A 22,816-nucleotide genomic window follows, 5' to 3' on the forward strand; every position below is an offset into this window, starting at 1 on the left:
GGCCTCATCATTGTTTGGTCTGGCGCAGCAGCAAGGTGCCGCTGCGCTGGGTAAATTCAAGTTGTTTCAATGCACTCATGCCCAACAGCACCTGCTCGCCACCCAGGCCCGGCGCCACCAGCGCACGGACGTCCTGCAGCACGATATCGCCCAGTTTCAGGCGGTCCAGGTGAGTCCGGTAGCCCTGGCTACGCCCATTGGCGGTGCTCAAGGTCACCGGCAGGCCACGTTTGAGCCCGAGACGGTCGGCCAGCTCGGCCGGGACCGCCACATCGGTCGCCCCGGTGTCGAGCATAAACTCCACCGGTTGACCGTTGATCTGGCCGCTGGCAACAAAATGCCCCTGGCCGTTGCCCAGCAATTTTACTTCGATGTAACCCTCATGCTGCTCCGAGGTCACCACGGCATTGGGGTTTTGCTGACGCGCTTCCCACTGCCCAAAAAACCGCGTCGCCAAAAACAGCCCGGCACCCCATGCCACGAACATCAGTACACGTCCGGCGCGCTTGCCGGGCGGTTGTGCACTCATGGCTGGGAGCCCCAGCCACCGGCAGGGGCGGCAAAACGATAGACCACAGGGCGTTTTTCACCATCGGCGCGGGGGCCGAAATTGTTGTCCAGGCCGATCCAGGCGCCTTGCGTATCGACCACCAACGCCTCGGCCAGCCCATAGGGCTGATCATAGCGGCGTTGCGGTGCGAGCATCTCGGCGGCAAACGACCAGCACTGCTCGATAGCGGCGGTCGCGGCGTTACGCCGGCACAGCTGGTACTGACTGCTTTCAAGGGTAAACAACTTGCCCTCAAACAGCGCCACATCGGAAAAATTCCTGGCGACCGCCTTGGCCTTGGGCACCAGCGCCGGCTGCATTTCGGTGCCAGCCTCGCTGAGCAACACGCAAGGTCCGTCACAATCCCACACACTCTGCCCGCGCTTGATCGAAATTAAGCCACGCCGCTCACGCTCTGCCGCCAGCCAAATCTGATTACCTTCGGGATTTATCGCCAAGCCTTCAAACAACGCATTGAAGTGCAGCAACAGGCCACTGGCACGGGCTTCACGCACCATGCCTGGGGCGATTTTCAACCATTCAGGCGAGCCGGACACCGGCACCTGCAGCACCGCCGCATGGGCCTCGCTGACAATGTAGCGGTTACCGGCGGCATCACAGGTGATGCCTTCAAAATCCAGGTCACCGCCGCGAATGAACGATGCGGCCTTGGTGCGCGAGCGCAACCCCCAGGGCAACCCGGACTCGGGCACCGGCGGCACGTCGATCTTCACCGTTTCGGCCTGCCAGGTTGGCGCGCTGATATCCAGGCGATAGATCTGCTCGTCATCGCGGTCGGAAACCGCCCACAAGTCCTTGCCGCATAACGCCAGCCCCGACAGATTACCGCCGCGCATGCCGTCCACCGGGTGTTCGGACACAAGTTTAAGCTCAGCCGCAGGCGCGGCGACCACTGTGGTGGTCGCCAACCCGCTCAACATCAGGATCGCCAGGGCGACGCCTGTGCGCATCAGCCCAGGACCTCGGCGAGGTTGCCTTTGGATTCCAGCCACGACTTGCGATCCGGCGCACGTTTCTTCGCCAGCAGCATGTCCATCATTTCCGAGGTGGCGGCGAAGTCTTCCAGGGTCAACTGCACCAGGCGCCGAGTGTTCGGGTCCATGGTGGTTTCGCGCAGCTGGGGCGGGTTCATTTCACCCAAGCCTTTGAATCGCGTGACCTGCGGCTTGCCACGTTTCTTCTCGGCCACCAGGCGGTCGAGGATGCCATCGCGCTCGGCTTCGTCCAGGGCGTAGAAAATCTCCTTGCCCAGGTCGATACGGTACAGCGGCGGCATGGCGACGTAGACGTGACCGGCATCCACCAACGGGCGGAAGTGCTGCACGAACAGCGCGCACAGCAAGGTGGCGATGTGCAAACCGTCGGAGTCGGCGTCGGCGAGGATGCAGATCTTGCCGTAGCGCAGCTGGCTCATGTCCGCCGCGCCCGGGTCGACCCCGATGGCCACGGCGATGTTGTGCACTTCCTGGCTGGCCAGCACTTCGCTGCCGTCGACTTCCCAGGTGTTGAGGATCTTGCCGCGCAACGGCAGGATCGCCTGGAATTCCTTGTCCCGCGCTTGTTTGGCGGAACCGCCGGCAGAGTCACCTTCCACCAGGAACAGCTCGGAACGCATCGGGTCCTGCCCGGCGCAATCGGCCAGCTTGCCGGGCAACGCCGGGCCCTGGGTGATGCGCTTGCGCTCGACCTTCTTGCTGGCCTTGAGGCGACGGCCGGCGTTGTTGATCGCCAGTTCCGCCAGGGCCAGGCCCAGTTCCGGGTGCTCGTTGAGCCACAGGCTGAAGGCGTCCTTGACCACACCGGAGACAAACGCCGCCGCCTCACGGGACGACAGGCGCTCTTTGGTTTGGCCGGAGAACTGCGGCTCCTGCATCTTCATCGACAGCACGAACGCGATGCGCTCCCACACGTCTTCCGGCGCCAGCTTCACGCCGCGTGGCAACAGGCTGCGGTATTCGCAGAATTCGCGCATGGCATCCAGCAAACCCTGGCGCAAACCGTTGACGTGAGTACCGCCCTGGGCGGTGGGGATCAGGTTGACGTAGCTTTCCTGCACGCTGTCGCCGCCTTCGGGCAACCACAGCAGCGCCCAGTCGACGGCTTCCTTGTTACCGGCCAGGCTGCCGCAGAACGGCTCGTTGGGCAGGCGTTCGAAGTCGCTGACGGAGTCTTCCAGGTAGGAGCGCAGGCCGTCTTCGTAGTGCCACTCGACCTTTTCGCCGGTGCCTTTATCTTCAAAGCTGACCAGCAGGCCCGGGCACAACACGGCCTTGGCTTTGAGCACGTGCTTGAGACGGCTGATGGAGAATTTTGGCGAATCGAAGTATTTCGGGTCCGGCGCGAAGTACACGCTGGTGCCGGTGTTGCGCTTGCCGACGGTGCCGATCACTTCCAGGTCGGTGGCTTTGTAGCCATCGGCGAAGGTCATCTGGTACTCGTTGCCGTCGCGCTTGACCTTGACCCGCACCAGGGTCGACAGGGCGTTGACCACGGAAATACCCACACCGTGCAAGCCACCGGAAAACTGGTAGTTCTTGTTGGAGAACTTGCCGCCGGCGTGCAGCTTGGTGAGGATCAACTCGACGCCCGACACGCCCTCTTCCGGGTGAATGTCCACCGGCATGCCGCGACCATCGTCGGACACTTCCAGCGAGTGGTCGGCATGGAGGATGACTTGTACCGACTTGGCATGCCCGGCCAAGGCTTCGTCGACGCTGTTGTCGATGACTTCCTGGGCAAGGTGGTTCGGCCGACTGGTGTCGGTGTACATGCCGGGGCGTTTGCGCACCGGGTCGAGGCCCGAGAGGACTTCGATGGCGTCGGCGTTATAAGAGCTAGCGCTGGGAGTGGCCATGGGGTCTCGTCGTGAGTCGTTCGATTAAAGAGTGACCCGCGACTTTACAGTGCTGCAAAGTCGAAGGATGGATACTGATCTGCGCCAATGCCGGCAAAGCTCAACAACGCCGGCAATTGCTGGGCGAACCCCTGGTAACCATGGTCGCCACCGGCCTGGATGCGCAAGGCACAGGCCCGGTAATACTGTTGGGCGAGGCGATAATCCAGTGTTTCATCGCCGGTCTGCAACCACACCTGATACCGCGCCGCGTCCTGCGGGGCCGGTACTTCCAGCTCAGCCAGCGCCGTGACGTGGTCGTGGGTCAGTTCCCAGGTTTCATCGGTGTAGAGGTTCTTCTGGGTGCCCAGGTAACCGTCAAACATCCGATGGGGGCTGACCGCCGGGTTGACCAGCAGCGCCTTGAGGCCATGGCGTTCGGCAAGATGGGTTGCATAGTAGCCGCCGAGTGAGCTTCCGACTAGCAGTGGCCGCCCCAGCTGGGAAATGGCCTCCTCCAATTGAGGAATCGCCTGACGCGGGTGGTGATGCAGGGCCGGCACACGCAACTGGTCGGCCAGGCCGAGATGGCCCATCACGGTAATCAGTTGGCTGGCCTTGTTGGACGCGGGCGCGCTGTTGAAACCGTGGATATACAGGATCGAAGCGGACATGCCGGGCTCTCCATGCTTGCGCCAAAAGAGGCGCAGTTTACAGGGATCGGGGCGGCGTGTGAGAACCCCCGATCATCCGGCCGTTGCAGAACCCATGTGGGAGCGGGCTTGCTCGCGAATGCGCAGTGCCAGTCAATACATCGGGTGACTGATACACCACATTCGCGAGCAAGCCCGCTCCCACATTTTGATCGGTGTTTGCAGGTGTCAGTAGCCGCTGCTGCCGTAATCCACGGTAAAGGCAAAGTCTTTGACCCGCTCTACCCCGGTCTCCAACCGCCCGTCGGCATGCAGGCGCAGCCAGCGATAGCCCGGTGCTTGCTCGCTGACCTTGAAGTCTTCGCTGCCCGGCGCGAACTGGATGCAGGTCGACGGCGACGCCAACAGGCGCACACCGTTGCGCGGGCGGTCGATTTCCTGGTGCACATGGCCCCACAGCACCGCCTTGACCTGCGGGAAGCGGTCAAGCACGGCAAACAATGCCTCGGGGTTGCGCAGGCCGATGGGCTCCATCCACGCACAGCCGATGGACACCGGGTGATGGTGAAAACACACCAGGTGATGCCGGTTCGGCGCTTCGCTCAACGCCTGGGCGAGCAATTGCAGCTGCTGGTCCTGCAGGTAGCCGGGCACCGAACCGGGTACAGCCGAGTCCAGCAGGGTGATGCGCCAGTTGCCCACGTCGACCACCGGCTCCAGCAAGTCGCTGTGCACGGCGGCGTGCGCCATGATCTGCGGTTCGTCGTGGTTGCCGGGAATCCAGCGCGCCGGGGCGTCGAGCTGGCGGGTCATCTCGCGAAACAGCTGATAGGACTCCAGCGTGCCGTCCTGGGACAGGTCTCCGGTGGCCAGCAGCAAGTCGATCCGTGGCTGCTGCTCGCGCACCAATTCGATCACCCGTTGCAGGCTTTCGCGGGTATTCATGCCCAGCAGCGCACCGTCGGCCTCGGCAAACAGGTGGCTGTCGGACAGTTGCACCAGCAACGCCGGCGCATCAGGGTTCAAGGTGGATACGCTCGGCAAGGCGCTCTCCCAAGGCAATCACAGGAAATGGACGGTTAACGTGATTATGCTGGGGCAGGACACAAAGAGGAAACCCGGGAAGCGGACGCAGTTCACATCTACCGCACGACTTCAAACTCATGGCCCAGGGCCAGGCAGTGGCTCAACCACTCACCGAGGAACACATTGAGCTGTGCTTTCTCATCGGGCTGGTGCATGAACACATTGGGGTAAGGATAGATGCTGCGAAAGCGTCGCGCATGTTCAGCGCTGATCACTTCGGCCATCCGTGCATCGTGGTACACCTGCACTTCCAGTTGCGGCACCGGCAGCCACGGCAGGCTGTGTTCCTGGCGCACCCGCAAGGTGGTGGTGTACGGGCAGTTGACGATGACTTCAAGCGCCAGTACGCCAAGCATCTGGTCGCCATGGGTCACGCCGATGCGCCGCGCCTCAGGCGCGTGACGCATGTCGGGCAGCAACCGCATCAGCCGCGCATAGTTGGCCTCACAGGCAGCCTGCAGCCCGATCAGGTCGACTCGGTATCGTTCCCGTGCCTTTACTGCCATAACCCCCTCACTTCCGCGCGATTAAGCGCAAGCCATTGCAGGGCGATAATGCTGGCTGCGTTGGAAATTTTGCCGTCACGCACCGCTTGCAGGGCATCTTCAAAGGCCCAGGTGCTGACGCGGATATCTTCTGCCTCTTCTTCCAGTCCATGGACGCCACCCGCGCCCGAGCTGTCGCAACGGCCCAGGTACAAGTGCACATATTCGGTGCTGCCGCCGGGCGACGGGAAATATTTGGTGATCGGCCACAGCGCGGAGAATGTCAGCCCAGCTTCCTCCTCGGCTTCGCGGTGTGCAACCTCCTCCGGCTCTTCATCCTTGTCGATCAGGCCGGCGACCATCTCGATCAGCCACGGGTTGTCGGTACGGCCCATGGCGCCGACGCGAAATTGCTCGATCAACACCACTTCATCGCGTTGCGGGTCGTAGGGCAATACGCACACGGCGTCGTGACGCACAAAGACTTCACGGTTGATCACCCGGCTCATGCCGCCGTCGAATTTCTCGTGGCGCAGCTGCACGCGATCAAGCTTGTAGAAACCTTTATAGGCATTGTCGCGCTGAACAATTTCAATTTTGCTCGGCGTCGATTTTGCTAAGTCCGTCATATCCCATCCTCGTTAAGCCTGAGCAATTGGCGCCATCCTAACGCGCCCGTGCACCTTGGCGCAGCCCCTTTCCGGTTGCCGGGATAGACGGCGGGCGTCAAACTCACTCTAATCAGCTTAGTGGCGAACTGACTGCCTTGCCGGTAGTCGAAGCTCCACAAATTTCGCTCTTATCGATAGACGAAGGACTTCCATGTCGCTTTTAAAAATCGCCTCCGTGGCCTGCATCGCATTGACCCTTGGTGCCTGCCAAAGCCTGTTCCAACCCAGCTATCGCACCCCGCTGGAAGCCACCCGCGACGCCACCGAGCAAAGCAAGCCAGGCTGCGCCAGCGCCGATTGCCCGCTGGTGAATATCGACACGGTGCACTTTGCCAAGGAACCCAAGCTGGACGCCCTGATCGAACAGCGCCTGCTGGAGATGACCCGCACGGCTGCCAGCGACCCGCTGCCGACCAGTTTGGAAACCTATCGCGAGCAATTCCTGCAAACCGCCGCCCCACGCAACAGCATGTACTTGCAGGCCAAGGTACGCGAGCAGCATGACGGCTTGGTGATCGTCGAATTGTCCAGCTACCTGGACCAGGGCGCCACCCACGGCGAGCCGGGGCGTGCATTCATCAACTATTCACGCCAGCAGCAAAAGGCCCTGTCCTTGAGCGACATGCTGTTGCCGGGCAAGGAAGACGCCTTCTGGAAAGCCGCCCAGGTGGCCCACAACAGCTGGCTGATCAGCACCCGCCTGAGCCTGGAGCCGGAGTTCGTGAAGAGCTACCCCTTCCAGAAAACCCCGAACGTGGCGCTGACTTATGGCGCGGTGGTCCTCAAGTACCCCACCGCCACCATCGCACCCTATGCCCTGGGCCACGTCGAGTTGCAGATTCCTTACTCGCGCCTGGACGGCATCATCAAGCCTGAACTGGTGCCCGTACGCCACTGAAGGCCCGGCCCAGGATGAACTGCAATACCCCTGCCAGCACCAGCGCCGGCAGGGTCGCGCCGATATCCGGGTACAGGTTGGCCAGCAAATGGTAAGTACCGATGCCACCCAGCCAGGCCACCAGTGCCGGCCAACGCAGATTGGCCACCGCGCCCAGGCCACGCCGGCGCAGGATGAAGTGATCCACCAGCACCACGCCGAACAACGGCGCGAACACCGAGCCGATCAGCAACAGGAAGTTCTGATACTGGGCCAACGGCGCAAAACAGGCGATCAAGGTGCAGAGCACACCAATGCCCAAGGCCAGGTGCTCGACCTTCAAGCGCAACAGAATGCCGCTGGACACCGCCGCCGAGTGGATATCGGCGAAAGCGTTTTCCGACTCATCCAGCAGGATCAGCAACAACGGAATCCCCAGCCCAGCCCCGGCCAATGCCAGCAACAGCGCATTCACTTCACCGCTGGGCGCAAACGCCAGGGTGTAGGCCACGCCCAGGCTCATCAGCCAGAAATTACCGATAAAGAAGCCCAGCGCGGTGCCGCCGAACACACTTTTGGCGCGTTTGCCGAAGCGTGAGTAATCGGCAATCAGCGGCAACCACGACAGCGGCATGGCGATGGCAATATCAAACCCCACCGCAAACGGCATCGAACCATCACCGGCCTGGGCCCAGAGTGCGCCAAGGTCGGCCTTGACGAACAGGTTCCAGGTCAGCCACAGGCAGGCGGCGAGCAGCAGCCAGATGCCCCACTTGCGCAGGATCTGCCGTACAAACGTCAGCGGGCCACTGACCGCCAGCAAGGTCGCCAAACCGCCAAAAAACACGGTCCACAACAACGGGCTGGCCAGCAGGCTGCCGTCGCTGAACGCGCGTGCGCCGAGCAGGCTGGCAGCATCGCGCATCACAATGATTTCGAACGAGCCCCAGCCGATCAACTGCAGCAGGTTCAACAATGCCGGCAGGCTGGCGCCTTTGGCACCGAGGCTGAGCTTGAGCGCGGCCATGGCGGACAGGCCGGTGTCACTGCCGATCACGCCGACGGCCGCCAGCAACAGCACGCCGACCAGCGTACCGAGGAAAATCGCCAGCAACGAGCCCGAGAGGCCCAGGCCCGGCGCGAGTAATGCGCCGGTTTGCAGGACCATCAGGCCGATGCCGAGGGAGAACCACAGGGAGAACAGGTCGCGGGCGCCGAACACGCGTTTGTCAGCGGGAACTGCGATGTCCGGGGAGTAAGTGCTGGATTGAATGCTCAAGGGTGTTATCTCTGAGGGACACTTTGTTGTTTGATGGATCGCCTTCGCGAGCAAGCCCGCTCCCACATTTGGAACGCATTCCAATGTGGGAGCGGCGGTGCGACGATTCGACTTGCTCGCGAAGGGGCCAGTAAAGGCACTTACACTCTAGAATCAGACCTTCTTGTACAGCTGGCTACCTTCCTGCTTGAACCGCTCCGCCTGCTCGGCCAAGCCCTTGGCCACGTCCACATCCACCGCTTCAATGCGCTGGTTGGCGGCGTACTCACGCACTTCCTGGGTGATTTTCATCGAGCAGAACTTCGGCCCGCACATCGAGCAGAAATGCGCGACTTTGGCCGAGTCCTTCGGCAGGGTTTCGTCGTGATACGAACGCGCGGTGTCCGGGTCCAGGCCGAGGTTGAACTGGTCTTCCCAGCGGAACTCGAAGCGCGCCTTGCTCAAGGCGTTGTCGCGAATCTGCGCGCCCGGATGACCTTTGGCGAGGTCTGCCGCGTGGGCGGCGATCTTGTAGGTGATGATCCCGGTCTTCACATCATCCTTGTTCGGCAGGCCCAAATGCTCCTTGGGCGTGACGTAGCAGAGCATGGCGCAACCGAACCAGCCGATCATCGCCGCACCGATACCCGAGGTGATGTGGTCATAACCCGGTGCAATATCGGTGGTCAGCGGGCCGAGGGTGTAGAACGGCGCCTCGTCGCAGCACTCCAGTTGCTTGTCCATGTTCTCCTTGATCAGTTGCATCGGCACGTGGCCGGGGCCTTCGATCATGGTTTGCACGTCGTGCTTCCAGGCGGTCTTGGTCAGTTCGCCGAGGGTTTCCAGCTCACCGAATTGCGCGGCATCGTTGGCGTCGGCAATCGAGCCAGGGCGCAGGCCGTCCCCGAGGGAGAAGCTGACGTCATAGGCCTTCATGATTTCGCAGATTTCGTCGAAATGCGTGTAGGTGAAGTTCTCTTTGTGGTGCGCCAGGCACCACTTGGCCATGATCGAACCGCCACGCGAGACAATGCCGGTCACGCGCTTGGCAGTCAGCGGCACGTAGCGCAGCAACACGCCGGCGTGGATGGTGAAGTAGTCGACGCCCTGCTCGGCCTGTTCGATCAAGGTGTCGCGAAACAGCTCCCAGGTCAGGTCCTCGGCCGCGCCGCCGACTTTTTCCAGGGCCTGGTAGATCGGCACGGTACCAATCGGCACCGGCGAGTTACGGATGATCCACTCGCGGGTTTCGTGGATGTGCTTGCCGGTGGACAGGTCCATCACCGTGTCCGAGCCCCAGCGAATGCCCCAGGTGAGTTTCGCCACTTCTTCTTCGATGGAAGAACCCAGGGCACTGTTGCCGATGTTGCCGTTGATCTTCACCAGGAAGTTACGGCCGATGATCATCGGTTCCAGTTCGGTGTGGTTGATGTTGGCCGGGATGATTGCGCGGCCACGGGCGATTTCTTCGCGCACGAACTCCGGGGTGATGATTTTCGGCACACTGGCGCCGAAGCTGTGGCCGGCGTGCTGCTGGTCGAGCAGGCCACTGGCGCGGGCCTCTTCGAGCTTCATGTTTTCGCGGATGGCGACGTATTCCATCTCGGCGGTGATGATGCCTTTGCGCGCGTAGTGCATTTGCGTGACGTTGGCGCCAGCCTTGGCACGGCGCGGGTTCTTCACATGGGCAAAGCGCAAAGCGGTCAGCTCGGCATCGCTGAGGCGCTGTTGGCCGAAGTGCGAACTCAGGCCCGGCAGGCGCTCGGTGTCGCCACGCACTTCGATCCACGGCGAACGCACGTCGCCCAGGCCTTTGCGCACATCGATGATCACATTGGGGTCGGTGTAGGGGCCGGAGGTGTCATACACCACCACGGGCGCGTTGATTTCACCGCCGAAATCGGTGGGGGTTACATCCAGGCTGATTTCGCGCATCGGCACGCGAATGTCGGGGCGAGTGCCCTGCACGTAGATTTTTTGCGAGCGGGTAAAGGGTTGCACGGAGCCGGAGTCGACCTTGGCCGATTCACTCAGGTGCACGGTATTTTTTAGTTTTGTACTTTTTAATTCGGTGCTCATCACGGGCTCTCCAACTATCCAGGCGGTGGATTTTTGTCGGAGCGAACCTGTGACGGACGGACGCACTGAAACCAGTGCTGTGCTTGGCGCACAAGAGCTGTTCGATGGTCGAACAACATCCCGGACGAAGCACAAGAGGACTCGCCGGGTGACGAGAAATCTTGTTCCCTACGCAGGCGTTAACCTGATCAGGTTCAACGGGATCCGGTATTTACCGATCTCAGCCTTCCAACAAGGCACCCCGACAAGAACGCGGCCAGTCTAGACCATGGCGTGGGCAAATTGCCAATAGCGGTTTATTCAGCGTGATGAATGGCGCGATTGCGGGATTGTTGCGCCGGGTCAGCGCCACTACACTCGATGACCGCCACAATGCTTGACGCCAGGAACGGCCAGTCTTAGCCTTGGGCAATAAATTATCACCATAATATTAACTCTAGGGATCGCCTCATGCTGCGCAAACTCTCACTGGCTCTCGCCGTGTCTTGTGCGACCAACGGAATGGTCTGGGCAGCTGAAGCGCCCTTGTCCGCCAAAACCGACCTGGTCAGCGTCTACCAGGAAGCTGCCGATAACAACGCCGACCTGGCCGCCGCCCGCGCCCAATACGGCGCACAAAAAGAAGTGGTGCCCCAGGCCCGCGCAGGCTTGCTGCCCAACCTGTCGGGCGGTGCGGATATCAATAACGTGCGCACCCAGATCGACACCCCGGCCGCCACCGCCAACCGCGACGCGCACTCCTGGCGAGCCACCTTGAGCCAGCCGCTGTTCCGCGCCGACCGCTGGTTCCAGTTGCAAGCCGCCGAGGCCACCAATGAGCAGGCCGCGCTGCAACTCTCGGCCACCGAACAAAATCTGATCCTGCAAAGCGCCGAAAGCTACTTCGCCGTGCTGCGCGCCCAGGACAACCTGGCCTCGACCAAGGCCGAAGAAAATGCGTTCAAGCGCCAGCTCGACCAATCCAACGAGCGCTTCGACGTGGGCCTGTCGGACAAGACCGACGTGCTGCAATCCCAGGCCAGCTACGACACGGCCCGTGCCAACCGCATCGTGGCCCAGCGCCAGGTGGACGACGCCTTTGAAGCGCTGATCACCCTGACCAACCGCCAGTACAACTCGATCCAGGGCATCGTGCACACACTGCCGGTGCTGCCACCGTCACCGAACGACGCCAAGGCGTGGGTCGAGACCGCCGGCCGCCAGAACCTCAACCTGCTTGCCAGCAACTACGCGGTGACCGCCGCCGAAGAAACCTTGAAGCAGCGCAAGGCCGGCCATGCGCCGACCCTGGATGCGGTGGCCCAGTACGAGAAAGGCGATAATGACGCCCTGGGCTTCAGCAACCCGAATGCCTTTGGCACACCGTATCGCGGCGATGTGGAGCAACGCACCATCGGGCTGCGCTTGAACATCCCGATCTACAGCGGCGGGCTGACCAGCTCGCAAGTGCGTGAGTCCTACTCGCGCTTGGGCCAGACCGAGCAGCAACGCGAGGGCCTGCGCCGCCAGGTGGTGGAAAACACGCGCAACCTGCACCGTGCGGTCAACACGGATGTGGAGCAGGTACAGGCGCGCCGCCAATCGATCATCTCCAACCAGAGCGCGGTGGAAGCCACGGAAATCGGGTACCAGGTGGGTACGCGCAATATCGTCGACGTGCTGGATTCACAGCGCCAGCTCTACTCCTCGGTGCGCAACTACAACAACAGCCGCTACGACTACATCCTCGACAACCTGCGCCTGAAGCAGGCCGCAGGCACCTTGAACCCAGGGGATCTGCAAGACCTGGCGCGCTACCTCAAGGCCGACTACAACCCGGATCGCGACTTCCTGCCGCCGGACCTGGCCAAAGCCGCCGCCGAACAACTCAAGGCCCGCCCAGGCTATTAAGCACACCGCATAACCAATGTGGGAGCTGGCTTGCCTGCGATAGCAACACCTCGGTTTACCTGATGGACCGAGGCGCTTGCATCGCAGGCAAGCCAGCTCCCACATTCGATTTGTGTGGTCAATGATTCAGGAGTTTGCCCAGGCCATCGAGCAAACGCTTCAACGCGCCCTGGTTGGCCTGCATCACCTTGAGACCCGCTTGTGCCATCTTGCGCGCATCCTGCGGCAGCTCGAACAGCTGCCGTACGGCCTCGGCCAATCCTTCGGCGTCATCCACGGCTCGCAACGCCCCGGCTTCACGCATCATCGCGGTGATTTCGAGGAAGTTGAACACGTGCGGCCCCATGATCACAGGCTTGGCCAGCGCCGCCGGCTCCAGCGGGTTATGCCCACCGGTCGCCACCAGGCTGCCGCCGACAAACGCGCTGTCGGCCAAGGCATAGAGGAATAACAGCTCGCCCATGGTATCGCCGAGCAATACCGAGGTTTGCGCAGTCACCGCCTCGCCGCTGGAACGGCGCACCGTGGCAAAGCCTTGTTGCGCGCACAGCTCGAACATCGGGCCGAAGCGTTCCTGATGACGCGGCACCAGAATCAGCAGCGCATTGGGATAGCTTTCGAGCAGTTGGCGATGGGCTGCTAGCACCACCTCATCTTCGCCTTCGTGGGTACTCGCAGCGATCCACACCGGGCGTTCCGTGGCGCCCCATTGCTCACGCAAGGCGGCGGCGCGCACCGGCAGTTCGGGGTCGATGGTCAGGTCGAATTTGATCGAGCCGGTAACCTCAACGGTTTGCGGCCGTGCACCCAGGCTGCGAAAGCGCTGAGCCTCGGTTTCGGTTTGCACCGCGAACAGACTCATTTGCGACAGCATCGGCGCCGTCAGCTTGGCGAAGCGTGCGTAGCCCTTGGCCGAACGCGCCGACAACCGTGCATTGGCCAAAGCCACTGGAATACCGCGCTGGGCACAAGCGTGGATATGGTTGGGCCACAACTCGGTTTCCATGATCACCGCCAGCTTGGGCTGCACGCGATCAAGGAAACGCTTGGCAGCACAAGGCAAGTCGTAGGGCAGGTAGCAATGCTGGATACGCGGCTCGTTGGCAAACAAGGCCTGGATACGCTCGGAACCGGTGGGCGTCATGCAGGTGACGGTCATTGGCAGTTGTGGATAACGCTCCAGCAGGCCACGGATCATCGGCGCGGCGGCAATACTCTCGCCCACCGACACGGCGTGCACCCAGATCCCGCCAGGCTGCATCACCGGCAGGCCATAGGAAAACCGCTCGCCGACGCGCCGGGCGTAGGCCGGTGCCTTGCGTGCACGCAGCCACAGACGTAAAGCCACCAACGGCAGCGCCAGGTAAAACAGACAGCTGTAGAGAGTTCTATTCATGGCGGCGGAGTTTATCGGCTTTTTCAGTCGATCGCCTGCAAGCACTCGGCAAAACGTTCAGCAAGAAAGCGCGCAGCAGGGCCGAGGTGCTCGTCGCGGCGCCATACCAGCTCCACCACCAGGGCCGGCGGCGTCCATTCGCTGTCCAATTCGACCATTTGTTGCTGATAGGTCGGGTACTGCACGATATGCCGGGGCAGCCAGGCCCAGCCCAGGCCACTCATCAGCCATTCGGCCAATACGTAGAAACTGTCGGCGCGCCACACCAGCGGGCTGGCGGCTTCACTGCCGGGGTAGACGCTGGTCTGGGTCGACATCAACAACTGGCGAAACTGCGCCAGGTGCTGGCAGGTCACGTATTTTTCCTTGGCCAGCGGGTGGTTCACAGCGCACACCGTGACCATTTCCACACTGCCCACCACGCGCCGCTCCAGGGCCTCGGGGATCTGGTCGTGATAGAACAACAGGCCCAAGTCCGCTTTGCGCTCCACCAACTTGCGCGCCACATCGCCTTGGGCTGCGCTGGACAGCTGTACTTCCAGCAGCGGGTATTGCCCGGCCAGCGCCTCAAGGCTGTCGAGAACCGGCTGAAACAGCATGGCTTCATCCTGGGCCAGCCGCAGGCAGGCCTCCTCACCACGGGTCAACGACAGCGCCCGGCCATTAAGCCGCTCACACTGGCGCAACACCTCGCGGGCTTCCTCCAGCAACACGCTGCCGGCTTCAGTCAGGCGCGGCTGGCGGCCGCTGCTACGATCAAACAGGTTAATCCCAAGGTCCGCCTCCAACAGCGCAATCCCATTGCTGACCGCCGACTGCGCCTTGCGCTGCTCGCGCGCCACCGCCGAAAACGAACGTTGCTCGGCGACGCTGACAAACAGTCGCATCTGCTCAAGGTTCCACTGCATGCCCATGGCTCAGCCCATCTTTTATTCGGATAGGTAATGACTTTACCCCATCTGACAAACCTCTAGAATGCCGGCCTTATCAGATTGCTTTACACCGAGGATTGACCTATGAACGCCGCTTACTGCTACCTGGCCATCGCCATCTGCTCGGAAGTAATCGCAACCGTTTCCATGAAAGCCATCAAGGGCTGGAGCACGCCCATCCCGCTGCTGCTGGTAATCGTCGGCTACGGCGTGGCGTTCTGGATGCTGACCCTGGTGGTGCGCACCGTGCCGGTGGGTGTGGCGTATGCCGTGTGGGCCGGGATGGGCATTGTGATGGTGAGCATCGCGGCGCTGTTTATCTACGGGCAGAAGCTCGATGTGCCGGCGATGCTCGGCATGGGCTTGATTGTGTTGGGCGTGGTGGTGATTCAGCTGTTCTCGAAAACCGCCGGGCACTGACCGCTACTCAACAGCCTGTATACTGCGCCTCTTGTCTTGAACACTGAGGTCGCCGATGCCATCCGTTATTTCCACCGACGTGCTGATTGTCGGCGCCGGAGTTGCCGGCCTCTGGCTGAATGCGCGCCTGCGCCGCCAGGGGTTTTCCACGGTGTTGGTAGAAAGCGCCACCCTGGGCGGCGGGCAAAGCGTGAAGTCCCAGGGGATCATCCACGGCGGTGCGAAATACGCCCTGCACGGCGCCCTCACCGGCGCTTCCGAAGCCATTGCCGATATGCCGCGCCGCTGGCGGGAAGCCTTGGCGGGCAACGGCGAGCTGGACCTGTCCGGCGTGCGCTTGCTGTCCGAGGCGCATTACTTGTGGTCCCCCGGCACCCTCGCCGGCAACCTCACCAGCTTTTTCGCCAGCAAGGCCGTGCGTGGCCGGGTCGATCAGGTCAAGGGCGACGAACTGCCGCCAGCACTGCAGGACCGTCGTTTCAAGGGCAAGGTCTATCGCCTGGCCGAACTGGTGATCGACGTGCCGAGCCTGATCGAACGCCTGGCGCAACTGGCCGGTGATGGCTTACTCGCCGGGCAACACATCGAACCGCTGCTTGAAGATGCGACCCTGGTGGGCCTCAAGGTCGACGGCCGCGAGATCCGCGCCCAGCGCATTGTGCTGAGTGCCGGCGGCGGCACCGCCGACCTGCTGGCGGCGCTGGGCCTGAGCCAGCCCGCCATGCAAAAACGCCCGCTGCACATGATCATCGCCAAAGGCCCTGGCTTGAAGCCGCTCTACGCGCATTGCCTGGGCGGCGGCACCAAACCGCGCATCACCGTGACGACTCACCCGGCGGCCGATGGCAATTGGGTGTGGTACATGGGCGGCGATATTGCCGAAGCCGATGGCGTGGCGCGCACGCCTGAAGAACAAATCGCCACCGCCCAGAAAGAGCTGGCGCAGTTGCTGCCATGGATCGACATGAGCCAGACCCGCTGGGCCACCTTGCGTGTCGACCGCGCCGAGCCGCTGCAATCGGGCCTCACCCGCCCCGACAATGCCTTCCTGGCCGAGCAAGGCCGCCTGCTGGTGGGCTGGCCAACCAAACTGGCCCTGGCGCCGGACTTCGCCGATCGGGTAATCAACAGCCTCGAACGCGAGGGCATCCGCCCAAGCGCCAGCCAAACCCTGCCCGACCTGCCAAAGCCGGCTATCGGCCAACCTGCCTGGGAGCAACTGTTGCCATGAGCCTGCCCACCCTGCACGACCTGCATCGCCCCTTGGGCAGCACCGGCTTGCTGGTCTCGCCGCTGGGCCTGGGCACCGTCAAGCTGGGCCGCGATCAGGGGGTGAAATACCCCAGCGGCTTCACGATCCCCAATGACGACGAAGCGCGCATGTTGCTGCGCCAGGCCCGCCAGCTGGGGATCAACCTGATCGATACCGCACCGGCCTACGGTCGCAGCGAAGAACGCCTGGGGCCGTTGTTGCGGGGCCAGCGCCAGGACTGGGTGATTGTCAGCAAGGTCGGCGAAGAGTTTGAAGAGGGCGTGTCCCATCACGACTTCAGCGCGGCCCACACGCGGATGTCGATCGAGCGTAGCTTGAAACGCCTTGAAACTGATTTTATCGACCTGGTGCTGGTGCATTCCGACGGCAATGACCTGCACATCCTCAACGACTGCGAGGTCTACCAGACCCTGGCGACGCTGAAAAAAGAGGGCAAAATCCGTGGTTTCGGCTTCTCCGGCAAAACCGTCGAGGGCGGCGTAAAGGCTCTGGAACAAGGTGATTGCGCAATGGTCACCTACAATCTGAACGAACAGGCCGAGAAAGCCGTCATTGAATATGCGGCGGCGCACGGCAAGGGCATCCTGGTGAAAAAAGCCCTGGCCAGCGGCCACGTGTGCCTTGAGCCTGGAATGGATCCAATTCAGGCCAGTTTCATGTTGTTGTTTGCGCAAACGGGCGTCGCCAGTGCTATTGTCGGGACCATTAATCCGCTGCACCTGGCCCATAACGTGGCGACCGCTGCCAAGGTCATTCGTCAACTCTGATGCCGCCGACGCGGCCGACCCCGTCGCAAGAAGGAGCCGACATGCCGCGAACGCTCATAAGAAAAAACCCCAGCAACTTTAAAACACTGCCGCTGCACGTCGAAGCCACCCCCGAGGGCCTGAGCTACCAAAGCGTGGGCATGCCGCTCAATTTCGCCCAGACCCTGCAGCGCCGCAAGCCGGTAGAGGTGGCGGACCCCGAGCGTTTCGCCCTGGAACTGGCGAACCTCGGTGTGTCGGTGCGCCTGACCCTGCACTGGCAGAACAAGGACTACTGGGTGCTGGTGCGCCAACGCCGCCAGGACCGTGGCGATGTGGTGCTCAAGCTGATTTCCGGCTACGTCCCGGCCCACGAATTGAACCTGCCGCTGCACACCGCCATCCAGGAGATTGCCGAAGAATGCCTGCTGGAGACGCCGGAAGGCTGGCTGAGCGGGCGTTTCAACGACACCTGGCTGCCGGCGCCCTACTCCGCCGCCCTGCATTATCGCGAGGCCTTGCCGTTTCGGCTGAGCCCGCTGTCCGGCGCCGCACGCCCGGTGCGTTGCGCGACGACCCAACTGATCGAGCGCCCACGGGCTTACGTGCACTTGCCGACGGCGTCGCTGCAATTGATTTATGACTTGCGTCTTGAGGTGCCCAAGGAGGCCAAGTCGCTCAGCTTGTTCCATGTGGATGAGCGGCTCGAAGGCGATCAACTGGTGGCAAGGCTGGACCGGCAGCGGCCGGATTTGTATCTGATGCCTTTGAAAGATGGCCAGCCGCTTGCTGAGTTGTACACGGTGAAGAAGGATCAGCTGTATCCGGCCAGTACCCGGGGGTTGTATCTGGCTGAGAGCTTCGCCCAGCAGGAGGGCTGGCTGGTGCGTGATGAGCGGATTCGCTGGAAGGATTGGCTTAGGCAGCAGGGGTTGGCGGAGCCGGAGAAGGAGTCGAAATTGAAGCGTTTGGCGCGGAGGGTGTTGCGTAAGATTGTGCCTAAGAAGGAGGTTGGTCGGTGATTTTGGGGGGTTGAGTACATATCCGTTGTTGGGTAACGGCTGCTTATGGTTCCGCTCTTACAGCGGGTCACTTTTGGAAAGAGCCCAAAAGTAACCAAAAGGCTCTTGCCCCACCACTCGGCACCTCGCCTCCGGCTCGGTGTGCCCGCACGCAGACTTGAATCCGTGGGCCGCCGCGATGGGCCATCCTTGGCCCAGCGCGGCTAACCCGGCGTCCTGCCGGGTTACCCACGGATTCAAGCCCACGTGCGGCCAGCGTGGTTAATGGGGCGCCTCAGATCAAAGTCAAAAGCAGAGCACGGCGGCCTGGTAGCCGACCTGAGTGGTGTAGATCAAGAGCGGGTCGGCGTGAGCAGTGGGGGGGCTTTTCTGTGGGAGCTGGCTTGCCTGCGATGCAGGCAACTCGGTCTATCAGTGGCACCCAGTTGATGCCATCGCAGGCAAGCCAGCTCCCACATTTGACCGAGGTCGGCTGTCAGGCCGCCGTGCTTTGCTTCGTTTTTGATCTGGCCCTTACATCCTTACCGCTGACGAAGTCAGCGATCTTTTGATCTAGGCTTTTGATCGTGATCTTGATCCGAGGCGCCCCGTCAATCACGATGGCCGAACGCAGGCTTGAATCCGTGGGCAACCCGGCAGGACGCCGGGTTAGCCGCGCTGGGCCAAGGATGGCCCATCGCGGCGGCCCACGGATTCAAGCCGGAGTGAGGGCACACCGAGCCAGAGCGAGGTGCCGAGTGATGGGGCACAGACCTTTTGGTTACTTTTGGGGCGTTTGCCAAAAGTGACCCGCTGTAAGAGCGGAACCATAAGCAGCCGTTACCGCAGCAACGGATATCCCCCCCCAATCAGCCGTTGAGCAACCTCTCCAACCCCACCCTCAAAGGCGTCGGCTCCGGCAGTTCAAAGCTCGCCAACAACCGCCGATTATCCGCCCGCGAATGCCGAATATCCCCCGACCGCGCCGGCCCAAAAGTCACGACAGGCAAAGCACCGAGCGCCTCCTCCAGCGCCTGCAACACCTGCTTCAGGGTAGTTGTGCGATTCCACCCCACATTAATCGCCCCCAACGGCGCCCCAGGCGCTTCGATGGCCTGCACCAGCACATCCACCAGATCTTCCACATACATAAAGTCGCGGGTCTGCTCACCATCGCCAAACACCGCAATCGGCACACCCTGCTGCGCACGCTCACAGAAAATACTGATCACCCCGGAATACGGCGACGAAGGATCCTGCCGCGGCCCAAAAATATTAAAGAAGCGAAAAATCACCGGCTCCAAACCATGCTGACGACGGTAGAAGTCAAAGTAATGCTCACCCGCCAACTTATCGGACGCATAGGGCGTCAACGGCGCCTTGGTGGTCTCCTCATCAATCGAAGCCCCCTCGCCATTGTTGCCATACACCGCCGCGCTGGAGGCAAACACCACGCGCTTCACGCCAGCCTTACGCATGGCCTCGCAGACATTCAAGGTGCCGACAAAATTGCTCTGGTGCGTGCTGACCGGGTCATCCACCGAGGCCTGCACAGACGCCACCGCCGCCAAGTGCACCACGGCGGTCGTGCCGACTGCAGCACGCGCCACCAGGGCGGCATCGGCGACGTCGCCTTCCAGCAGTTCGACGCGAGGGTTATCCAGCGCCAGGTTGCTGCGCTTGCCCGTGGACAAGTTATCCAGCACCCGCACCGCATAGCCCTTGGCGAGCAGCGCATCCACCAGGTGCGAACCGATAAACCCGGCACCTCCGGTGATCAGGACCCACTTATCAGCATTACTCATTGTTGCGGATCTTCTCGACAATGGCGGTGGTCGAGCTGTTCTCGACCAGCCCCAGTACTTTGACCTTGCCGCCGTAGGCGCTGACGATGTCGGCCCCCACCACCTGGTCGACGGAATAATCGCCGCCCTTGACCAGCACGTCCGGCTTGACCTGAGCCAGCAGGTTTTCCGGGGTTGCTTCAGGGAAGCTGATCACCCAGTCCACCGCGCCCAGGCCGGCCAATACCGCCATGCGCCGATCGACACTGTTGATCGGACGGCCCGGGCCCTTGAGGCGACTGACCGAGGCGTCATCGTTGACCGCGACGATCAGGCGGTCGCCTTGGGCACGTGCCTGTTCCAGGTAAGTCACGTGGCCTGCATGCAGGATGTCGAAGCAGCCGTTGGTGAACACAATGCTTTCGTTGTGGGCACGCGCATCGTCAATCGCCAGCAGCAATTGCTCGATGGTCAGCACGCCACGCTCCGAGCCTTCGGAGCGCTGGATGGCGCGGCGCAGCTCAGGGGCGCTGATGGCTGCGGTACCCAGCTTGCCGACCACGATGCCCGCCGCCAGGTTGGCCAGGGCCACCGCGTGGGGCAGCTCTTCGCCGGCCGCGATGGAGGCGGCCAGGGTCGAAATCACCGTGTCGCCGGCGCCGGTCACGTCGAACACTTCACGGGCTCGCGCCGGCAAGTGCATCGCCGGGTGGCCGGGGCGCAGCAGGGTCATGCCGTGCTCGCCACGGGTTACCAGCAAGGCGCCCAGGTCGAGGTCGGCCATCAGCGCCGCGCCTTTGGTCACCAGCTCGTGCTCATCGGCACAACCGCCGACGATGGCTTCAAACTCGCTGAGGTTCGGCGTGATCAGGCTGGCTCCGCGATAAATCGAGAAGTCCTTGCCTTTGGGGTCGGCCAGCACCGGGATGCCCCTGGCCTTGGCGGCCTGGATCAGCATCTGGTGGTTCTTCAAGGCGCCTTTGCCGTAGTCGGACAACACCAGCACCTTGATACCTTCGAGCAACTCATCGACCTGACCGCTGAGGGCCAGGGCGTCAGTGGCGAAGGGTTCTTCGAAATCGATACGCAGCAATTGCTGGTGACGGCTCATGACCCGCAGCTTGACGATGGTCGGCTGATGGGCGATGCGCTGGAACAGCGCACGCACGCCGGCACCGCGCAGGCTGTTGGCCAGGCTGTCGGCGGCTTCGTCGTCACCGGTCACACCCACCAGGGAGGCCGGGGCGCCGAGGGCGGCAATATTGAGGGCAACGTTGGCAGCGCCACCCGGGCGGTCTTCGATTTGCTCGACCTTGACTACCGGTACCGGCGCCTCAGGGGAAATCCGTGAGGTACCGCCATGCCAGTAACGGTCGAGCATGACATCGCCGACCACCAAGACAGGGGCTTGATCGAATCGCGGCATGGACAACTTCATGGAGCAACCCACATACAAAATGAACAGGGGCGCGATATTAGCACAGGGTGAGCGCCGCCTAGTTCGAGAGCTTTATTCACGATGCATCTGGCGCGAAAACTGGTTATTTTTTAGACAGAACTGCCAGGACTTGGTCCACGGCGTCGGCCAGTTCGACCTCATCGGTATTGACTTCGCAGTCGGCCGCCAGCGGCGCCTCATAGGGGCTGTCCAGGCCGGTGAACGCCTTGATGCGTCCGTCCAGCGCTGCGCGGTACAAGCCTTTGGGATCACGCCGCGCGCACACGTCAAAGGGTGTGCTGACATACACCTCAAAAAACTGCCCAGGCCCGAACAGCGCCTTGGCGGTCGCCCGGTCAGCGCTGAACGGCGAAATCGCCGAGACAATCACGATCAATCCCGCGTCCACCATCAGCCGCGCCACTTCGCCGATACGCCGGATGTTTTCCTTGCGCGCCGCGTCATTCATGCCCAGGTCACTGCACAGGCCGGTGCGCAAATTATCCCCATCGAGCACAAAGGTATGCCGCCCCTGCTCGTTGAGCTGCACCTCCAGGGCATTGGCCAGGGTCGACTTGCCCGACCCGGACAACCCCGTCAGCCACAGGCAACAGGGCTGCTGTTGCTTGAGCACCGCCCGTGCCGCCGCCGACAACGACAAAACAAAGGGGCGGATGGAAGCAGAACCATGGGGCAGCGACTGGCTATTCATAACCCAGCACCTCGTAATCACGTTGGTAGGCACGCCGCACCAGGCGGCGTGTGCGCAGAGAGCAAAACTCCCTGACCGGCTCGCTGCGCCGCCCGAGTGAAACATTCAGATGCGGCAGCAACGAGCTCACGCCGAGGTGTTCACACAAGTGCTGGAAGTCTTGCTCCAGGGACTCCTGGCGCCCCAGGAAATCCATGGCCATTTGCCCCATGTGATCGACCAGAAAATCCGTCTGGGGTGCGAAATGCAGTTGTCGGCGCAGGTTGTCCGCGTGCAGCCAGCCGGCCACAAAATGATCGAAGTCACGGTAGCGCGAGACCAAGGCCTGGGCGTGCAGGTCGCGAGCCCCCATGTGGTTGCTGCGCAGGTAGGTATAGGCCGAGTAGGCGCGCTCCAGCGGGTGGCGCACGAAGGCAAACTTGAAGCTGCGTTCGCAGTGCTCGGGGAATTGCTGCTCGTACCAGTAATACGGCAAATGCCCCGGCCAGCGCCCTTCCAGCAGTGCCGAGCAGACACTGCTGCCGGCGCATTTGGGCACATGGATAAACACGCATTTGTGCCGTTCGAAAGCGGGGTTGAGTGCGGCCACCCCAGACAGGGATTTGTTCACCGCCTGGCGATCCACCACCGATAAACGCCCCAGCAGAAACGTTCGTTGCGGCTTGGGAAGCAGTTTCCAGAACAAACGTTGCAACATTCCATTACCCACGC

At 62.1% G+C, this 22,816-nt stretch carries 21 protein-coding genes and 1 riboswitch; of the genes, 6 read left to right on the forward strand and 15 right to left on the reverse strand.

Features of this window, described 5'->3' with window-relative positions:
• Nucleotides 1-7 precede the first annotated feature (7 nt).
• From LRS56_23965 to LRS56_23995, 7 genes are all read right to left on the reverse strand, one after another.
• Complete coding sequence (locus LRS56_23965) at nt 8-529, reverse strand: TIGR02281 family clan AA aspartic protease (GenBank protein WDU61814.1); 522 nt, start codon at nt 527-529, stop codon at nt 8-10.
• Complete coding sequence (locus LRS56_23970) at nt 526-1,521, reverse strand: esterase-like activity of phytase family protein (protein ID WDU61815.1); 996 nt, start codon at nt 1,519-1,521, stop codon at nt 526-528. Before LRS56_23970 ends, LRS56_23965 begins: the two co-directional genes overlap by 4 nt.
• On the reverse strand, nt 1,521-3,425 hold the full coding sequence (gene parE / locus LRS56_23975; GenBank protein ID WDU61816.1) for a DNA topoisomerase IV subunit B: 1,905 nt from the start codon (nt 3,423-3,425) through the stop codon (nt 1,521-1,523). The genes LRS56_23970 and parE overlap by 1 nt, the downstream gene beginning before the upstream one ends.
• A gap of 44 nt (nt 3,426-3,469) precedes the next feature.
• Complete coding sequence (locus LRS56_23980) at nt 3,470-4,078, reverse strand: esterase (GenBank protein ID WDU61817.1); 609 nt, start codon at nt 4,076-4,078, stop codon at nt 3,470-3,472.
• 207 nt (nt 4,079-4,285) lie between these two features.
• On the reverse strand, nt 4,286-5,101 hold the full coding sequence (gene cpdA / locus LRS56_23985; GenBank protein WDU61818.1) for a 3',5'-cyclic-AMP phosphodiesterase: 816 nt from the start codon (nt 5,099-5,101) through the stop codon (nt 4,286-4,288).
• Between the two features lie 98 nt (nt 5,102-5,199).
• A complete protein-coding gene (locus LRS56_23990) occupies nt 5,200-5,649 on the reverse strand; it encodes a DUF1249 domain-containing protein (GenBank protein WDU61819.1) in 450 nt (149 codons plus the stop codon).
• Nucleotides 5,640-6,257 (reverse strand): NUDIX domain-containing protein, encoded by a 618-nt coding sequence (locus LRS56_23995; GenBank protein ID WDU61820.1) that lies wholly within the window; start codon nt 6,255-6,257, stop codon nt 5,640-5,642. Before LRS56_23995 ends, LRS56_23990 begins: the two co-directional genes overlap by 10 nt.
• Before the next feature lie 193 nt (nt 6,258-6,450).
• Between LRS56_23995 and LRS56_24000 the strand changes: the two genes are divergently transcribed.
• Entirely contained in the window at nt 6,451-7,197 is a 747-nt protein-coding gene (locus LRS56_24000) for an RsiV family protein (protein WDU61821.1), read from the forward strand.
• On the opposite strand, the gene cytX is transcribed toward LRS56_24000, so the two are convergent.
• Nucleotides 7,166-8,455, reverse strand: a complete 1,290-nt coding sequence (gene cytX / locus LRS56_24005; GenBank protein WDU61822.1) for a putative hydroxymethylpyrimidine transporter CytX — start codon at nt 8,453-8,455, stop codon at nt 7,166-7,168. The genes LRS56_24000 and cytX overlap by 32 nt on opposite strands.
• Nucleotides 8,456-8,608: 153 nt before the next feature.
• Complete coding sequence (gene thiC, locus LRS56_24010) at nt 8,609-10,513, reverse strand: phosphomethylpyrimidine synthase ThiC (protein WDU61823.1); 1,905 nt, start codon at nt 10,511-10,513, stop codon at nt 8,609-8,611.
• A gap of 148 nt (nt 10,514-10,661) precedes the next feature.
• Nucleotides 10,662-10,767: riboswitch (TPP riboswitch) on the reverse strand.
• Nucleotides 10,768-10,963: 196 nt separating this feature from the next.
• Here thiC and LRS56_24015 point away from each other — a divergent pair.
• Nucleotides 10,964-12,403 carry a TolC family outer membrane protein gene (locus LRS56_24015; protein ID WDU61824.1) on the forward strand — a complete coding sequence of 480 codons (1,440 nt, stop codon included), beginning with the start codon at nt 10,964-10,966 and terminating at the stop codon, nt 12,401-12,403.
• A 118-nt stretch (nt 12,404-12,521) separates the two neighbouring features.
• On the opposite strand, the gene waaA is transcribed toward LRS56_24015, so the two are convergent.
• Both waaA and LRS56_24025 read right to left on the reverse strand, forming a co-directional pair.
• Nucleotides 12,522-13,799, reverse strand: a complete 1,278-nt coding sequence (gene waaA, locus LRS56_24020; GenBank protein ID WDU61825.1) for a lipid IV(A) 3-deoxy-D-manno-octulosonic acid transferase — start codon at nt 13,797-13,799, stop codon at nt 12,522-12,524.
• Nucleotides 13,800-13,822: 23 nt separating this feature from the next.
• Nucleotides 13,823-14,713 (reverse strand): LysR family transcriptional regulator, encoded by an 891-nt coding sequence (locus LRS56_24025; GenBank protein WDU61826.1) that lies wholly within the window; start codon nt 14,711-14,713, stop codon nt 13,823-13,825.
• Nucleotides 14,714-14,815: 102 nt separating this feature from the next.
• On the opposite strand from LRS56_24025, the gene LRS56_24030 reads away from it, so the two are divergent.
• From LRS56_24030 to LRS56_24045, 4 genes are read left to right on the forward strand one after another with little or no spacing between them, the layout of a single operon-like run.
• Entirely contained in the window at nt 14,816-15,151 is a 336-nt protein-coding gene (locus LRS56_24030) for a multidrug efflux SMR transporter (protein WDU61827.1), read from the forward strand.
• A 55-nt stretch (nt 15,152-15,206) separates the two neighbouring features.
• On the forward strand, nt 15,207-16,382 hold the full coding sequence (locus tag LRS56_24035) for an FAD-dependent oxidoreductase (protein WDU61828.1): 1,176 nt from the start codon (nt 15,207-15,209) through the stop codon (nt 16,380-16,382).
• The gene (locus tag LRS56_24040; GenBank protein WDU61829.1) at nt 16,379-17,191 is read left to right on the forward strand and encodes an aldo/keto reductase; all 813 of its coding nucleotides are present in this window, start codon (nt 16,379-16,381) and stop codon (nt 17,189-17,191) included. The genes LRS56_24035 and LRS56_24040 overlap by 4 nt, the downstream gene beginning before the upstream one ends.
• 41 nt (nt 17,192-17,232) lie before the next feature.
• On the forward strand, nt 17,233-18,192 hold the full coding sequence (locus LRS56_24045; GenBank protein WDU61830.1) for a metal ABC transporter ATPase: 960 nt from the start codon (nt 17,233-17,235) through the stop codon (nt 18,190-18,192).
• An 848-nt stretch (nt 18,193-19,040) separates the two neighbouring features.
• On the opposite strand, the gene LRS56_24050 is transcribed toward LRS56_24045, so the two are convergent.
• From LRS56_24050 to LRS56_24065, 4 genes are all read right to left on the reverse strand, one after another.
• Nucleotides 19,041-19,976: an NAD-dependent epimerase/dehydratase family protein gene (locus tag LRS56_24050; GenBank protein ID WDU61831.1), complete on the reverse strand. Its 936-nt coding sequence runs from the start codon at nt 19,974-19,976 to the stop codon at nt 19,041-19,043.
• Nucleotides 19,969-21,393 carry a bifunctional D-glycero-beta-D-manno-heptose-7-phosphate kinase/D-glycero-beta-D-manno-heptose 1-phosphate adenylyltransferase HldE gene (gene hldE, locus LRS56_24055; protein WDU61832.1) on the reverse strand — a complete coding sequence of 475 codons (1,425 nt, stop codon included), beginning with the start codon at nt 21,391-21,393 and terminating at the stop codon, nt 19,969-19,971. The genes LRS56_24050 and hldE overlap by 8 nt, the downstream gene beginning before the upstream one ends.
• 103 nt (nt 21,394-21,496) lie before the next feature.
• Nucleotides 21,497-22,105 (reverse strand): adenylyl-sulfate kinase, encoded by a 609-nt coding sequence (gene cysC / locus LRS56_24060; GenBank protein WDU61833.1) that lies wholly within the window; start codon nt 22,103-22,105, stop codon nt 21,497-21,499.
• Entirely contained in the window at nt 22,098-22,802 is a 705-nt protein-coding gene (locus LRS56_24065; protein WDU61834.1) for a sulfotransferase family 2 domain-containing protein, read from the reverse strand. Before LRS56_24065 ends, cysC begins: the two co-directional genes overlap by 8 nt.
• Nucleotides 22,803-22,816: the final 14 nt, after the last annotated feature.

It is taken from the genome of Pseudomonas poae (assembly GCA_028869255.1).
Taxonomy (GTDB): domain Bacteria; phylum Pseudomonadota; class Gammaproteobacteria; order Pseudomonadales; family Pseudomonadaceae; genus Aquipseudomonas; species Aquipseudomonas poae_C.

Coding starts and splice junctions, on each gene's coding strand:
- LRS56_23965 (WDU61814.1), bottom strand. CDS start 529: ATGAGTGCACAACCGCCCGGCAAGCGCGCCGGACGTGTACTGATGTTC.
- LRS56_23970 (WDU61815.1), bottom strand. CDS start 1,521: ATGCGCACAGGCGTCGCCCTGGCGATCCTGATGTTGAGCGGGTTGGCG.
- parE (WDU61816.1), bottom strand. CDS start 3,425: ATGGCCACTCCCAGCGCTAGCTCTTATAACGCCGACGCCATCGAAGTC.
- LRS56_23980 (WDU61817.1), bottom strand. CDS start 4,078: ATGTCCGCTTCGATCCTGTATATCCACGGTTTCAACAGCGCGCCCGCG.
- LRS56_23990 (WDU61819.1), bottom strand. CDS start 5,649: ATGGCAGTAAAGGCACGGGAACGATACCGAGTCGACCTGATCGGGCTG.
- LRS56_23995 (WDU61820.1), bottom strand. CDS start 6,257: ATGACGGACTTAGCAAAATCGACGCCGAGCAAAATTGAAATTGTTCAG.
- LRS56_24000 (WDU61821.1), top strand. CDS start 6,451: ATGTCGCTTTTAAAAATCGCCTCCGTGGCCTGCATCGCATTGACCCTT.
- thiC (WDU61823.1), bottom strand. CDS start 10,513: ATGAGCACCGAATTAAAAAGTACAAAACTAAAAAATACCGTGCACCTG.
- LRS56_24015 (WDU61824.1), top strand. CDS start 10,964: ATGCTGCGCAAACTCTCACTGGCTCTCGCCGTGTCTTGTGCGACCAAC.
- waaA (WDU61825.1), bottom strand. CDS start 13,799: ATGAATAGAACTCTCTACAGCTGTCTGTTTTACCTGGCGCTGCCGTTG.
- LRS56_24025 (WDU61826.1), bottom strand. CDS start 14,713: ATGGGCATGCAGTGGAACCTTGAGCAGATGCGACTGTTTGTCAGCGTC.
- LRS56_24030 (WDU61827.1), top strand. CDS start 14,816: ATGAACGCCGCTTACTGCTACCTGGCCATCGCCATCTGCTCGGAAGTA.
- LRS56_24035 (WDU61828.1), top strand. CDS start 15,207: ATGCCATCCGTTATTTCCACCGACGTGCTGATTGTCGGCGCCGGAGTT.
- LRS56_24040 (WDU61829.1), top strand. CDS start 16,379: ATGAGCCTGCCCACCCTGCACGACCTGCATCGCCCCTTGGGCAGCACC.
- LRS56_24045 (WDU61830.1), top strand. CDS start 17,233: ATGCCGCGAACGCTCATAAGAAAAAACCCCAGCAACTTTAAAACACTG.
- LRS56_24050 (WDU61831.1), bottom strand. CDS start 19,976: ATGAGTAATGCTGATAAGTGGGTCCTGATCACCGGAGGTGCCGGGTTT.
- hldE (WDU61832.1), bottom strand. CDS start 21,393: ATGAAGTTGTCCATGCCGCGATTCGATCAAGCCCCTGTCTTGGTGGTC.
- cysC (WDU61833.1), bottom strand. CDS start 22,105: ATGAATAGCCAGTCGCTGCCCCATGGTTCTGCTTCCATCCGCCCCTTT.
- LRS56_24065 (WDU61834.1), bottom strand. CDS start 22,802: ATGTTGCAACGTTTGTTCTGGAAACTGCTTCCCAAGCCGCAACGAACG.